At 38.5% G+C, this 12,876-nt stretch carries 12 protein-coding genes; 5 read left to right on the plus strand and 7 right to left on the minus strand.

What is annotated here, in order from left to right; genetic code table 11:
- Window positions 1-73 precede the first annotated feature (73 nt).
- Window positions 74-862 carry a TerC family protein gene (locus ABEA36_RS10585; protein ID WP_345492006.1) on the plus strand — a complete coding sequence of 263 codons (789 nt, stop codon included), beginning with the start codon at window positions 74-76 and terminating at the stop codon, window positions 860-862.
- Window positions 863-887: 25 nt separating this feature from the next.
- Here the strand turns inward: ABEA36_RS10585 and ABEA36_RS10590 are convergent, their stop codons facing one another.
- The 5 genes from ABEA36_RS10590 to glnA all read right to left on the minus strand — a co-directional run bounded on the left by ABEA36_RS10590 (window position 888) and on the right by glnA (window position 6,570).
- Entirely contained in the window at window positions 888-1,436 is a 549-nt protein-coding gene (locus ABEA36_RS10590; RefSeq protein WP_345491921.1) for an NADPH-dependent FMN reductase, read from the minus strand.
- A gap of 73 nt (window positions 1,437-1,509) precedes the next feature.
- Window positions 1,510-2,109 carry a Dps family protein gene (locus ABEA36_RS10595; protein ID WP_425571928.1) on the minus strand — a complete coding sequence of 200 codons (600 nt, stop codon included), beginning with the start codon at window positions 2,107-2,109 and terminating at the stop codon, window positions 1,510-1,512.
- A 389-nt stretch (window positions 2,110-2,498) separates the two neighbouring features.
- Window positions 2,499-4,016, minus strand: a complete 1,518-nt coding sequence (gene glnG, locus ABEA36_RS10600; protein WP_345491923.1) for a nitrogen regulation protein NR(I) — start codon at window positions 4,014-4,016, stop codon at window positions 2,499-2,501.
- An 11-nt stretch (window positions 4,017-4,027) separates the two neighbouring features.
- Window positions 4,028-5,080, minus strand: coding sequence for a nitrogen regulation protein NR(II) (glnL, locus tag ABEA36_RS10605; protein ID WP_345492010.1), 1,053 nt, complete (start codon window positions 5,078-5,080; stop codon window positions 4,028-4,030).
- Between the two features lie 80 nt (window positions 5,081-5,160).
- Window positions 5,161-6,570, minus strand: coding sequence for a glutamate--ammonia ligase (gene glnA / locus ABEA36_RS10610; RefSeq protein ID WP_345491925.1), 1,410 nt, complete (start codon window positions 6,568-6,570; stop codon window positions 5,161-5,163).
- Window positions 6,571-7,099: 529 nt separating this feature from the next.
- On the opposite strand from glnA, the gene ABEA36_RS10615 reads away from it, so the two are divergent.
- From ABEA36_RS10615 to cysE, 4 genes are read left to right on the plus strand one after another with little or no spacing between them, the layout of a single operon-like run.
- Complete coding sequence (locus ABEA36_RS10615) at window positions 7,100-7,540, plus strand: rhodanese-like domain-containing protein (protein WP_425571929.1); 441 nt, start codon at window positions 7,100-7,102, stop codon at window positions 7,538-7,540.
- A gap of 21 nt (window positions 7,541-7,561) precedes the next feature.
- Complete coding sequence (gene secB, locus ABEA36_RS10620; RefSeq protein ID WP_345491927.1) at window positions 7,562-8,074, plus strand: protein-export chaperone SecB; 513 nt, start codon at window positions 7,562-7,564, stop codon at window positions 8,072-8,074.
- 22 nt (window positions 8,075-8,096) lie between these two features.
- Entirely contained in the window at window positions 8,097-9,131 is a 1,035-nt protein-coding gene (gene gpsA / locus ABEA36_RS10625) for an NAD(P)H-dependent glycerol-3-phosphate dehydrogenase (RefSeq protein ID WP_345491929.1), read from the plus strand.
- 46 nt (window positions 9,132-9,177) lie between these two features.
- On the plus strand, window positions 9,178-9,954 hold the full coding sequence (gene cysE, locus ABEA36_RS10630) for a serine O-acetyltransferase (RefSeq protein ID WP_345492014.1): 777 nt from the start codon (window positions 9,178-9,180) through the stop codon (window positions 9,952-9,954).
- A 63-nt stretch (window positions 9,955-10,017) separates the two neighbouring features.
- On the opposite strand, the gene ABEA36_RS10635 is transcribed toward cysE, so the two are convergent.
- Window positions 10,018-11,799: a purple acid phosphatase family protein gene (locus ABEA36_RS10635; protein ID WP_345491931.1), complete on the minus strand. Its 1,782-nt coding sequence runs from the start codon at window positions 11,797-11,799 to the stop codon at window positions 10,018-10,020.
- A gap of 232 nt (window positions 11,800-12,031) precedes the next feature.
- Window positions 12,032-12,853, minus strand: a complete 822-nt coding sequence (locus tag ABEA36_RS10640) for a mechanosensitive ion channel domain-containing protein (protein ID WP_345491933.1) — start codon at window positions 12,851-12,853, stop codon at window positions 12,032-12,034.
- Window positions 12,854-12,876 lie beyond the last annotated feature (23 nt).

Consider the following 12,876-nt stretch of genomic DNA (forward strand, 5'->3'; position numbering starts at 1 on the left):
AAAAATATGTAAATTTAGTATTAATTCATTATTTTATCGTATAATAAGCTAATGAAAAATCATGTAAAGTTTTATTATGTTTGAATGGATAGCCGATCCTAATGCGTGGCTAGCATTAATTACTCTAACGTTTTTAGAAATCATCTTGGGTATCGACAATATTATCTTCTTATCACTTGTCGTGACTCGCTTACCAAAACACCAACAAAACTTAGGTCGAAAATTAGGCTTAGGTGGCGCAATGGTGATGCGAATTGCTTTACTTGCCTCGCTAGCTTGGGTAATAAAGTTATCACATCCGTTATTTTATATCTACCAATGGCAGTTACTCGGTGCTGATGCCGATATTAGTGCGCTAAGCGGGGTCTTTGCGGTTTCTGCACGAGATATTGTCTTATTTTTAGGTGGTGCTTTCTTAGTATGGAAAGGTACCCTTGAAGTTATTGAGATGTTTAATGTCGGTCATCATGATGATGTTAAAGCGAAACAATTACCCTTTTTTAAAGCCATTGCTGAAATCATGGCATTAGATATTGTCTTTAGTCTAGATTCGGTTATTACCGCAGTTGGTTTATCTGATCATATTTTTATTATGATTGCGGCGGTTGTTATTGCCGTTCTGATTATGATGTTTGCTGCGAAAACGATCGGTGATTTTGTGGAAGCCAATCCAACCATTAAGATGTTGGCGATTGTCTTTTTGATCATGGTTGGTGTGGTACTGATGGTGGAAAGTTTGCATATTCATGTACCAAAAGCGTATATCTATTTTGCGATGTTCTTCTCATTGGCGGTGGAAACGCTAAACTTGTTAAGAGCAAGAAAAATCAGAAAGTCTCAGGCAGAAAAAAAGCACCAATAGGTGCTTTTTTATTTCAATAGGTTGGTTAGCTCAATTTTTCAAACCAAGCGGCATAGGCATCAATAAATTGTTTTAAAAAGGCTTGGCTTTTTTCAACAATATGACCCTTTTCATCAAAGGCATTCGCCACGCCACCAAAATATGCTTCAGGTTGTTGTAATGTAGGCATATCTAAAAAGACAAGTGATTGACGTAAATGATGGTTTGCACCAAACCCGCCAATAGCACCCGGTGATACCGAGATGATAGCTGCGGTTTTTTTTGACCAAACACTTTTACCATAAGGACGAGAGCCAACATCAATAGCGTTTTTAATCACAGCAGGCACGCTACGGTTATATTCTGGCGTGACAAAGATAACCCCTTTACATGCAGCAATTTCATTTCTAAAACGTGTATAAGCTGCCGGTGGTGTATCTGCATCAATATCTTCATTATATAAAGGCAAATCACCAATTTGAATAATTTTAAGCTCAAGTGAACTTGGTGCGATTTGCGCAAGTACTTTCGCCACTTTTAAATTATACGATTCTTTACGAAGGCTACCAACTAGAACGGCGATTGGTTTACTCATCATAAACCTCCATCATATTTGATTGAATTGAGATAAAAAACTCGCCGCAGAATGCGGCGAGTGGTCGTTTAAATTAATGGTTAGAAGAATCTGATTTACGGCTAGTTTCAAATAGGAACCAAGCACGTTGTTCTGCTTCGTTAATCCATTCTTCAATTAAACTTGCTGTTGCTGTATCGTTGTATTTATCACAAATATCGTGAGCACTACGCATACGAGAAGTCAGTTTAATATTATCTTGGCATAATTCTCTTAACATATCTGATGGCTCTACATAATCAGCATTGTTATCACTGATACTTTGTAATTTAGAGATATGTCCAATAGAACGTAGTGTTGTACCACCTAATTTACGTACGCGTTCTGCGATAGGATCGGTCATGGCAAAAATTTCATCACCTTGCTCATCAAACATTAAATGATAGTCACGGAAATGCGGGCCACTGACATGCCAATGGAAATTCTTTGTTTTTAAATATAATGCAAACACATCAGCTAAAACAGAGTTCATCGCTGCAGAAATATCACGTGATGCGTTTTCACCTAAATCGGTAGGAAATAAAAGAGGTGCTTTTTGCAGTTCTTTAGCTTTTGTTACATTAACAGATGATGCTTTTGTTACTTTTTTTGCGGGTGCTGCTTTCATTTTAGCAGTAGATGCACTTTTAGCCATAATAAATCTCCTTATTTAACCATACTTGCATGTCAGTTTAAATTCAGTAATAACGCTGTGGTTATTATTTATAAACTTACAACCTTCATACGTTAATGTCCAGTTAAATAAGAAAATTTTTAACTATTGCTGCCATTTAAAAATTTGCACATGGTGGTGAATTGTTGATTATTTAAACGCCGTTGCAATCACGTGTTACCGCGAGTGACGTGTATAAATTTGATGGATATTTTGGCTGTGATTTAGCGCATCAATGACAATAAAATTTAGCACAATTGAACACCAAAGATCTTGAATATCGATTGGCAACGTTAGCCTATTTACCGTAATTTTTGGTTATCATTTGGGGCGCTTTTTTAATCAGCAATCCCCAAACAATAATCATACCGTTACCTATCGCTAATATTCAGTTCTTTTAGCTTTCGCGTGAGCGTATTACGCCCCCAGCCAAGGAGTTTAGCCGCGTCTTGTTTATGGCCACGAGTAAATGTTAATGCGGTTTCCAGTAAAATCCGTTCAACATGATAATTGACGTCAGGTAAAATATTTTCTTTACCAGCTAACAGTGCTTGCTTACTCCATTTTTGTAGCTGTTTTTGCCATTCTTCACTTAACACTGCGATGTGATTTGTTTGACTACTCACATCATGCGGTTTACTGTTATCCTGCAAATGGTGAGAAGGCGACTCTTCTAACAGTAGGTCAGTCGGTAAATCACGCGGTAAAATCTCTTTGCTCGATGACATTACTGTTAACCAGCGGCAGATGTTTTCGAGTTGTCTGACGTTCCCTGGCCAGCTAAATTGCGAGAGTGTTTTTAACGTTTCTGGCATCAGTACTTTGGCTTCAACGCCTAGCTCTGCTGCGGTGGTTTGTAAAAAATGTCTGGCAAGTGTTGGAATGTCACTGGCGCGTTCACGCAATGGCGGTAGTAAGATTCGTATAACATTGAGGCGATGATAAAGGTCTTCACGAAACTTGCCTTCTTTGACACGATTTTCAAGGTTTTGGTGAGTAGCTGCAATGATGCGCACATCGACTTTAACCGGAGAATAGCCACCGATACGGTAAAACTGGCCATCGGCCAACACGCGAAGTAAACGTGTTTGGACATCTAATGGCATGTCACCGATTTCATCTAAAAAAAGCGTGCCACCATTGGCTTGCTCAAAGCGGCCATGTCTGATCTGAGTTGCTCCGGTAAAGGCGCCTTTCTCATGTCCAAATAGCTCGGCTTCGATTAAATCTTTAGGGATAGCCGCCATGTTTAAAGCAATAAATGGCGCGTGTGAACGTGGGCTATGGGTATGCAGTGCTTGTGCAACAAGTTCTTTACCGGTACCTGACTCACCATTAATGAGCACGCTAATGGATGATTTGGATAGTCGGCCGATAATTCGAAACACTTCTTGCATAGCCGGTGCTTCACCAATAATACCGGTACTAGTTGGTTTTTTTTCAGTTTGTGCTGATAGATTGGCTTGGCTTTGAATGATAGCTCGCTCAACCAATTGCACCATTTCATCAACATCAAACGGTTTTGGAATATAGTCAAAAGCACCTTTTTGGTAAGCGCTCACTGCCGCATCTAAATCAGAATGGGCCGTCATAATAATAACGGGTAAGGTTGGATAGTTATTTTTTACAGAATTGAGCAGAGTTAAGCCATCTATTTCAGGCATTTTAATATCGGAGATTAATACGGCGGGTTTTTGTAAACTGCTATCAAGGGTATTTAATGCCACTTGGCCATTGTCAAAACAGGTACATTTAAAACCCGCTTGAGTTAATGCTCTCTCTAATACCCAACGAATTGAGCTATCATCATCAATAACCCAAACCTGTTTAGGTTCATTATAGTCGGTATGATGATTCGCTGAGTTGATATTATTGAGATGATAATTCATAGCATGACTCCTCATTGGCGGATCGGCAGATAAATCGAGAACAATGTGTGTCCCGGCCAACTGTTAAATTCAATTTTTCCATGATGCTGATCGATGATGTTACGAGCAATCGACAGTCCTAGGCCTGAACCATTCTCATGCCCGCTAACCATTGGATAAAAAATGGTATCTTGCAGATGCATTGGAATGCCAGGGCCGTTATCTTCAATATCGATTCTTGCACACAAACGATAACGGGTACCATGCAAGGTAACCTGAAATGCAGTACGTGTTTTAATCGTTATTGTGCCATCAGATTGATGACCTAATGCTTGTAGGGCATTACGTGCAATATTGAGAATAACTTGTTCAATTTGTTCTGGATCGTGAAAGAGTTCAGGCAGACTTGGATCGTAATCTCGCATGATTTCAATATTCGCGGGTTTTTCCAATTTTAATAGCGCATAAGTCCTTTCAATCGCCTGATGAATATTGGCCATTTTTTGTTGTAAAATTTGTTGTGGTCCAAGTAGTCTGTCAACCAGATTACGTAACCTGTCAGCCTGTTCGATAATGAGTTTGGTATATTCTTGCAACTCGTTTTGCGGCAGTTCACGAGAGAGTAATTGCGCGGCGCCCCGTAATCCGCCTAATGGGTTTTTAATTTCATGAGCAAGTCCGCGTACTAAATCTCGTGCGGCCGTTTGTTGTGCTTGCTGTAATTGCTCTTGGGATAACCGTTTATGGTTATTTAGTGGTGTCATTTCGATTAAAACGAAATCGCGGTTAAATTGTTGTGCAGTCAATGACAATACATAAAGACGATCTTGGATGACGATGTTCACTTCGTTATCGGTAAAACCTTGCCCTTGTGAAAGCGCCGTATTCATTAACGAAATATCGAGTGAAAAATAGTTGAGCAAATCAGGAAAGTAAGCACCATAAAGTTTTTTGGTACTTTGTGCCAGTAATTGCTGAGCTGCCATGTTGGCATAAATTACATGCAGTTTATTATCAAGAACAAGAATATTGGTTAAGACTGAATTGAGAATGGCATCAGCTTCGGGCAATGGTTTTACTGGTATTCGTTTTGCAACCAAAATGTGCCTCCTTAACCTATCATTAAATTTTGTGCGGCTTTCGCCGCACAAATACTGATCGCTAATTACAAGCTGTAATACATCTCAAATTCAACCGGGTGTGGTGTCATACGAACGCGATCCACTTCTTCGGTTTTTAAGGTGATATAAGCATCGATCATATCATCACTAAAAACATTACCACGCGTTAAGAACTCACGATCTGCATCTAACGCTTTTAATGCTTCTTCAAGTGAACCAGCAACTTGTGGAATTAATTTTGATTCTTCTGGTGGTAAGTCATATAAGTTTTTATCCATTGCATCACCTGGGTGAATTTTATTGATAATCCCATCTAGACCAGCCATTAATTGAGCAGCGAATGATAAGTAAGGGTTACTTGTCGGATCAGGGAAACGCACTTCAATACGACGCGCTTTTGGGCTACTTACAACAGGGATACGAATTGATGCAGAACGGTTACGCGCAGAATAAGCAAGCATAACCGGGGCTTCATAGCCTGGAACTAAACGTTTATATGAGTTAGTGGTTGCGTTTGCAAAGGCATTGATTGCTTTAGCATGTTTAATGATACCACCGATGTAAAAGAGTGCCATTTCAGAAAGGCCTGCGTATTTATCACCCGCAAATAAGTTAACACCATCTTTTGCTAATGATTGGTGACAGTGCATACCTGAACCGTTATCACCAAACATTGGTTTTGGCATAAATGTTGCTGTTTTACCATAAGCATGGGCAACGTTTTGTACGACGTATTTGTAAATTTGTACTTCGTCAGCTTTTTTGGTTAATGTATTAAAACGACACGCGATTTCATTTTGTCCTGCAGTTGCCACTTCATGGTGATGGGCTTCAACAACTAAACCAAGTTGTTCCATGATTAAACACATTGCTGAACGCATATCTTGTGATGAATCGACAGGAGGAACAGGGAAGTAACCGCCTTTAACACCTGGACGATGACCTTTATTGCCTTCATCATATTTTGTGCCACTGTTCCAAGCCGCTTCAATATCATCAATATGAACAAAACTACCTGACATTGGCGTACCAAAACGCACATCATCAAATAAGAAAAATTCTGGCTCTGGACCAACAATAACGGTATCAGCGATACCTGACGATTTTAAAAATTCTTCTGCTTTTTTGGCAATTGAACGTGGGTCACGGTCATAACCTTGTAAGGTTGCGGGTTCTAAAATATCACAGCGGATATTCACAGTAGTATCTTCATAAAATGGATCGATAACAACACTTGATAAATCTGGCATTAAGACCATGTCTGATTCATTAATTCCTTTCCAACCTGCAATTGAAGAACCATCAAACATTTTTCCATCTTCAAAAAAGTCAGCATCAATTTGACTAACTGGGATGGTGATATGATGTTCTTTGCCTTTAGTGTCAGTAAAACGTAAATCAACAAATTTGACATCGTTCTCTTTTATCATTGTTAAAACTTTTTCTATCGACATGTTGGTTCTCCATAATTGGGATGAAATTTAAACGATAATGGAAATAATTCCTTGTTGTAGATATAAGCAAAAATAATGCCAATATTTTGATGCAGTGCGAATTAAAAATAAATTGTAATATTTTCAATGCATTATAAATTAATTTTCACTATAACAAGGCAGTGTCATTTTTTGTTATCTAATCACAAGCTATTTTTGCACCAAAATAGCAAAAATGCACTAAAATAATGCAATAAAATCATTGGTTAGATAAAAAATACACCAATTGAAATCCGTATGATGAATTTGGGGGCAATGGATTAATCAACTATTTTCGTTAAATTATTGTCGTAACCTATCATTATAGTGTAAAAAAAGAGTGTCATCGGTGAAGATGGGCGATTATACGACGGATCAATATCACATTTTGATCGTGTTATAACGGTTAAAATGACCATCTCGCGATTCAATACTGTATTTCGGCAGACAATATCGTTATAATCACTCTTTAATTTTTATAAATTAACTCAAAGCAGGTAATTGTATTAATATGGACTTTATCATCAACGAAATTATCCCTTTTATTAAAAATCATCCGTTATTATCACTCGCATGGGTTGCACTTTTTGTTGTGATTATCTACCTCACTATTAAAAGTAAATTCACTAAAGTTAAAGTGATAAGCTCGGCTCAAGCTATTCATATGATGAACAAGCAAGATGCGGCGATTGTTGATCTGCGTTCTGCTGATAATTTTAGAAAAGGGCATATCACGGAATCATTTAATATTTTGCCCGTTGATATTAAAAACGGCAGTATTAAAGCAATTGAAAAATATAAAGAGTCTCCAATTATTTTAGTTGATGATAATGGTCTGTCAGCTAATGCATCAGGCGACATTTTGGTTAAGCAAGGCTTTGCGCAAGTTTTTGCATTAAAAGATGGTATTGCTGGTTGGAATGGCGAAAACTTACCATTGGTAAAAAAATAAAAATAGATCAAAGGATTAATTATGACAGAACACAATAATACTGAAGCTCAACAAGCTCAAGAAAATAGCTTTGCAATCCAACGCGTGTATATCAAAGATGTTTCATTTGAAACACCAAATGTACCACAAATTTTTCCTAAAGAATGGCAACCAGAAGTCAACATTGAACTCAATACCTCTTCACAATTGATTGTAGAAAATGTGTATGAAGTTGCATTACGCGTGACATTAACGACTAAATCAAATGATGAGGTTGCCTATATTTGTGAAGTAACTCAAGCGGGTATCTTCTCTGTGGTTGGTTTCAGTGGTAATCAATTACAGCATTGTTTAGGTGCATTTTGTCCTAATATTTTATTCCCATATGCACGCGAGACTATCTCAAGCTTAGTGAACAAAGGGACATTCCAACCGGTTAATTTAGAACCTGTTAATTTTGATGCATTGTTCATGAATTATTTACAGCAACAACAAGCTGGTACAAATGATGAAGTTGTAATGCCTGCTGTGAATACTAGCGAAAATTTACAATAATTCATTCTAATAAAAGGTGAATATGAATACTCTAACACATTCTACAATTACGGTAATTGGTGCGGGTTCTTATGGTACAGCGCTGGCAATTTTGTTAGCCCGTAACGGTCATGATACGATTTTATGGGGTCATGATCCACGTGAAATGAGTGAGCTTGAACAAGATCGGCAAAATAAACGCTTTTTGCCGGATATTTTATTCCCTGAAAATTTATGTATTGAAAAAGATCTACAAAAAGCTGTCTCAGCGTCATCGATCTTATTGATTGTTGTGCCGAGCCATGCTTTTGGTGAAGTATTAAGTAAAATCAAACCTTTTCTACGAAATGATTCGAAAATCGTATGGGCAACCAAAGGGCTAGAAACGAATACTGGTCGCTTATTACAAGATGTTGCAAAGGATATTTTAGGTGAAAAAATACCGTTAGCGGTTATTTCTGGACCGACTTTTGCAAAAGAAGTTGCTCAAGGCTTACCCACAGCCGTTACGGTTGCTTCAACCAATGACACCTTTTTAAGTGAACTGCAAAACATCTTCCACTGTAGTAAAAGCTTCCGGGTTTATAGCAGTAAAGATTTCATTGGTGTACAACTTGGCGGTGCGGTAAAAAATGTGATTGCAATTGGCGCTGGTTTATCAGATGGACTGGGGTTTGGTGCTAATGCGCGAACCGCATTGATCACGCGGGGTCTTGCTGAAATGATGCGTTTGGGTGCAGCTGTCGGCGCTGATCCGATCACCTTTATGGGGATGGCTGGATTGGGCGATTTAGTGCTAACGTGTACAGATAACCAATCACGTAATCGTCGTTTTGGTATTTTACTTGGCCAAAATAAAACCATCGATGAAGCAAAAGCATTAATTGGTCAAGTTGTTGAAGGCTGCCAAAATACCAAAGAGGTTTGGCTACTTGCACAACAATATCATGTTGATATGCCGATTACTGAGCAAATCTATAAAATTCTTTATGGTAATAAAGATCCTAAAGAAGCGGCTAAAGCGTTGCTTGGGCGTACCCAAAAAGAAGAACTGAAAAGTCCTGATTCAAAAAAATAATCCATCTCTACTTTACGGGAGTCATGCTGTGAATGCGGCTAAAAAAATCGTCACCCATAATGAACTTTGGCACACTATCCGTGAAGAAGCTTATCATCTCGTTGAAAGTGAGCCAATGCTGGCTAGTTATTTTCATGCCACATTACTTAACCATGATAATATTGGCAGTGCGATCAGTTATATTCTTGCGAATAAACTCTCAACAGAAGTCATGTCGGCGATTGATATTCGTGAAGTGATAAGACAAGCATACCAAGCTGAACCAAAAATTATTCAATCAGCAATGACCGATATTATGGCGGTTTATGTACGAGACCCCGCGACCAACTACTATTCCACCCCGTTACTGTATTATAAAGGTTATTTAGCCTTACAAGCTTATCGTATTTCCCATTGGCTTTGGCACCAAAATCGTCGTGCATTAGCCACATTTTTACAAAGCCAAATTGCGATTGCTTTTGGTGTTGATATTCACCCAGCTGCGAAAATTGGTTGTGGTGTCATGTTTGACCATGCAACGGGAATTGTCATCGGTGAAACGGCCGTGGTTGAAAATGATGTGTCTATTTTACAATCCGTCACTTTAGGTGGTACTGGAAAAGAAAATGGTGATCGTCATCCTAAAATTCGTGAAGGGGTCATGATTGGTGCTAATGCAACCATTTTAGGGAATATTGAGATCGGTAAAGGCGCTAAAATTGGGGCCGGATCTGTTGTGTTAAGTGCCGTACCGCCACATACAACCGTTGCGGGAGTGCCCGCTAAAGTGGTGGGGTGCCCTGATTGCGAAAAACCTGCTTTAAATATGGATCAAGATATTTAAGTGATTCATTTGTTATCAAAAAAATTAGTGGCCAGTTAGCCACTAATTCCGATTTATCATCCATTACTGTTTTTCAATATAGAATTTATCAACCAGTTTGACACTACGTGATTCGCCTTTTGATAGGTCACCAGAAACTTGATAAACTTCACCCGTTAACTGATTACCCTCAATTTTATAGACCGCAAAGTTTTGATCTGAACTGTCACGGTAATTTTCATGTTTAGTCTTAAAACGTGCTGAATCTTGGGGTTGGTAACCTATCTCAAACAAGTTATTGTAATGATCGAGTTGTGCTTGGGTTAACCAATTTAATTTTGGTCGCACTTCATGAATATGCGCTAGTGGCTTGTTGAAAATCGCATCATACGCTTTGGTTCCGCCAGTATTTGGGATGATAAAGGTTGTTCCCGCTGGCGAAATTAATTTTTTATAGTGATTTTCATCATAGGTGAACTGTGCATTATCAATTTTCGCATTGACAAAGCTATCCGCTTTATCAGCGTATTTCAGTGATTTGGTACGCGAAAAGACATGATCATGACCTTGTAGGGCTAAGTCAATATCCAGTTTATCAATCAACTGCATAAAGTCGGCTCGAACATTTTGCACATCTTCGTCTTGTAATGAATGATATGACTTAGAAAAGAGCGGTTTATGATAACTTAAAATAACCCATTTTGCGCCTTTTTCACGGGCTTGTTTTACATCATTTTCAAGCCATTTTAACTGCGCTTCACCTAACGCTTTTTTATCTTTATTTTTGTAATCATTGGTATTGAGTACAATAAAATGTGCATTGTTATAATCGAATGAATAATATGAGCCCCCATCGATGTTACCCGCACTATCAACATTAAAGTGATCATTGAATTTATTCAGGTAGAGATCGGTTTTATTGAGACCGTATTCATCGTGATTACCGGGTACAGGGACAAAACTCATGTTCAATAATGATGCTTGTGATTGCGACATTAAATCAAGCCATTCATCTTCTGCTTCACCAATTTCAACGATATCACCCGTATGGAGCACAAATTCGGCCTCTGGTGCCTTTTTTTGTGCTTGATGTAGGGTATCTGCACCAAATTGAGCTTCATTGCGAATATGCTCGTTCCAGTAAGCATTTTGTGTGTCGGTATATTGGATAAAGGTGAATGCATTTTGTTCAGCGCCAGATGTTTTAAATTGCCCCACCTGACTCAGTTCGCCATTTTGATCACCGACTTGGTAATAATAGGTGGTTGCAGGTGATAAACCCTGAATATCTGCGCTATAAATCATTTCTTGTACTGGGGTAATATCAATAGCGACAGCTTCATTTTTATTTTTGGCTTCCTTTTTAGGTTCCCAGGTGATGTCACTGATACCTTTGTCAGTAAAGTAGCGTACGACATTGTTTTTATCATCAATAACTTTGTAGATAAAAAAACCGTCTTTATCACGCTCAAGGTAGTGGCTTTCAACTGTTGATGCTTGTGCCGGGTAGGCTTTGGCATTTTTCATATCTGATTGCATCGAAATCAATACAATGGGCATTTTTGCTGCTTCACTGGTAAACCAACGAAATGAACGAGCCGTGTCTGTCGGTTGTTTTAAGGTTGTGGTGATTCGATTAGGCTGATTACTTTTATAGACAGGAGCGACGGTTGGTTTATCGATCGTGCTTGTGATGGTTGCAATCTTTTGAATATCATCTTGTCGGTGTAAATCGGCATTACTGGTAAGTGGGTTATTCACCACATTACTTTGTGCATAAGCAAAGCTAAATAATGAACAGGCAATTAAGCTGGCGGTTAATGTGCGCATTGGCATCTTGAGTGTCTTTTCTAGCATCAAATTCATATAAGCCTCTGGGGGTTAAAGTCGCAGGAGTAGGGTTTATAAATTGAGCAAAGTATAACGAATGTTTATTACATAAATATGACAGGAAGGGTAGTAAGACGAGTAACGCCAGGGCTAAAGGGCATCGATGTGTCTTGTCGATGCTAGGTGTTAAGGATTCCATTTCGATTTAAATCATCGTAATAGGCGAATATCTGAATACACCTAGCGGGACTTGATGATAGCTAATACATTATTTTTTAATATTAAGTTCCATGGTTGGGAAAGGAATATTAATGTTATGGCTATCTAGATCCATTTTGATGTTTTCAAGTAATACGGTTCTCACTGCGCCATAATTTTCATTCGTTGTCCAAACCAGAACAATAAAATTGATCGATGAAGCAGCCAGTTCATTAAAACGGATGGTAACCCCTAAATCTGTTAATATATTGGGCGTTTTATCAACGGAATTTTGTAAAATGTGATAGACGTCTTTAATATCAGCGCTGTAATCAACCCCAATCGTCAGATCAATTCGACGATTTGGTTGACGAGTATAATTAATAATATTGGTCGATAAAACTTGGTTATTCGGAATGGTGACCGTTTCACCAGTGGGAGTTACAATGGTTGTTGAGAAAATTTGGATCGAATCAACCGTTCCTTGAATACTACTGATGATGACCAGTTCACCCACTTTAAATGGACGAAATAAAATCAACAATACGCCAGCTGCAAAATTAGATAATGAGCCTTGTAAGGCTAAACCGATCGCTAAACCTGCCGCACCAATAATGGCCACAATGGACGTCGTTTGCACACCAAGCTGCCCGAGCACTGCAACCAGTGTAAACCCCATAATGGTGTATCGAGCAAACGACGAGGTAAATTTAATAATGGTCGGTTCGACGTCTTTTAATGTCAAAATTTTACGTAATTGCTTACTCACAAAAGCGGCAATAAAACGACCGAGTAAGAAAATTAATATCGCAAAGACAATATGCAGTAGATAACCGATGACCACACTGTCATACTTTTCGATAAACTGAATAATTTTATCTAAAATTCCCATCTATTAAACCCCTTTTATCGATG

Origin of the sequence: Orbus sasakiae (assembly GCF_039542345.1) — a bacterium.
GTDB classification, from domain to species: domain Bacteria; phylum Pseudomonadota; class Gammaproteobacteria; order Enterobacterales; family Orbaceae; genus Orbus; species Orbus sasakiae.

Bases quoted from the DNA above. Each gene is read 5' to 3' on its own strand.
- ABEA36_RS10590 (WP_345491921.1), bottom strand. From the start codon at position 1,436: ATGAGTAAACCAATCGCCGTTCTAGTTGGTAGCCTTCGTAAAGAATCG.
- ABEA36_RS10595 (WP_425571928.1), bottom strand. From the start codon at position 2,109: ATGGCTAAAAGTGCATCTACTGCTAAAATGAAAGCAGCACCCGCAAAA.
- glnG (WP_345491923.1), bottom strand. From the start codon at position 4,016: ATGAATTATCATCTCAATAATATCAACTCAGCGAATCATCATACCGAC.
- glnA (WP_345491925.1), bottom strand. From the start codon at position 6,570: ATGTCGATAGAAAAAGTTTTAACAATGATAAAAGAGAACGATGTCAAA.
- ABEA36_RS10615 (WP_425571929.1), top strand. From the start codon at position 7,100: ATGGACTTTATCATCAACGAAATTATCCCTTTTATTAAAAATCATCCG.
- secB (WP_345491927.1), top strand. From the start codon at position 7,562: ATGACAGAACACAATAATACTGAAGCTCAACAAGCTCAAGAAAATAGC.
- gpsA (WP_345491929.1), top strand. From the start codon at position 8,097: ATGAATACTCTAACACATTCTACAATTACGGTAATTGGTGCGGGTTCT.
- ABEA36_RS10635 (WP_345491931.1), bottom strand. From the start codon at position 11,799: ATGAATTTGATGCTAGAAAAGACACTCAAGATGCCAATGCGCACATTA.
- ABEA36_RS10640 (WP_345491933.1), bottom strand. From the start codon at position 12,853: ATGGGAATTTTAGATAAAATTATTCAGTTTATCGAAAAGTATGACAGT.